This is a genomic window from Microbacterium sp. T32, assembly GCF_001619615.1.
Taxonomy (GTDB): Bacteria; Actinomycetota; Actinomycetes; order Actinomycetales; family Microbacteriaceae; genus Microbacterium.
The window spans coordinates 1-1,350 of record NZ_LQQP01000070.1; the positions used below are offsets into that span (position 1 = coordinate 1).

General features: G+C 73.9%; 2 protein-coding genes. Both read left to right on the forward strand.

The features are described from left to right. Positions 1–142: HPr family phosphocarrier protein (locus AVW09_RS15985; RefSeq protein WP_197462673.1), on the forward strand; the 142-nt coding region annotated here is incomplete at its 5' end. Between the two features lie 15 nt (positions 143–157). Further along, positions 158–1,350, forward strand: a 1,193-nt coding sequence (locus AVW09_RS15990; RefSeq protein ID WP_082823039.1) for a putative PEP-binding protein, incomplete at its 3' end; no start/stop codon positions are given.

Here is a 1,350-nt window from a genome sequence, read left to right on the forward strand (position 1 = left end):
CAACGCCGCCAGCATCCTGGGGATCATCGCCCTCGGCCTCGAGCAGGGCGACTACGTCACTCTCACGGCCGACGGCGACACCGCCGAGGCGACGCTCGAGCGCCTCGCCGAGCTGCTGACCACCGACCACGACGCCGAGTAAAGGAACACCAGGAACATGACGGAACTTCGCGGAGTCGGTATCGGACTGGGCGTCGCCCAGGGACCCATCGCGCGCATGGCGGAGCCCCTTCCCGCCCCGAAGGACACCCCCAGCGATCGCTCGGTCGAGGAGGAGACGGCCCGCGTGCGCGAGGCCGTGGCCGCCGTCGCACGCGAGCTGGAGGCGCGGGGCGCGCAGGCCGGCGGCGCCGCCCGTGACGTGCTGGAAGCGCAGGCGATGATCGCGGAGGACCCGACCCTCGAAGCCGAGGTCGACACGCGCCTGGCCGCGGGCAAGAACGGCGAGTTCGCCGTCCACGACGCCTTCGCCTCCTTCCGGGAGCAGCTCGTCGCGCTCGGCGGCTACCTCGGCGAGCGCGCCGCCGACCTCGACGACGTCGCCCAGCGGGTCATCGCGCGCCTCCGCGGGGTCGCGGCCCCCGGCATCCCGGATCCGGGCCACCCGTTCGTGCTCGTCGCGAAGGACCTCGCCCCCGCCGACACGGCGCTCCTCGACCTCGACAAGGTGCTCGCGCTCGTCACGACCGAGGGCGGGCCCACGTCGCACACCGCGATCCTCGCCCGAGAGAAGTCGATCGTCGCCGTCGTCGGCGCGAGCGGCGCGAAGGACCTCGTCGACGGTCAGACGGTGATCGTGGATGCCGCCGCCGGCGTCGTCACGGTCGACCCCAGCGCCGACGACCTGGAGCGGGCGAAGAACCGGGCCGACGCTCGCGCCGCCGCGGCCTCCGCCCCGATCACGGACGGCGCGCTGTCCGACGGCACGAAGGTCCCGCTGCTCGCGAACCTCGGCAAGCCCGGCGGTGCCGCCGAGGCCGTCGAGCTCGGCGCCGAGGGCGTCGGCCTCTTCCGCACCGAGTTCCTGTTCCTCAGCTCCAGCTCCGCTCCCACCGTCGAGGAGCAGCGCGCCGCGTACGTCGAGCTGCTCAGCGCCTTCCCCGGCAAGAAGGTGGTCGTGCGCGTGCTCGACGCTGGCGCCGACAAGCCGCTTCCCTTCCTCAACGACGCGCACGAGGAGAACCCCGCGCTGGGTCTCCGGGGCCTGCGCGCCCTCCGCGCGAGCGAGGACATCCTGCGTGAGCAGCTCACCGCCCTCGCCGAGGCGGATGCCGAGACCCGCACGTCCGCGGCGGGCCCCGCCGACCTGTGGGTCATGGCGCCCATGGTGTCCACCGTCGAGGAGACCCG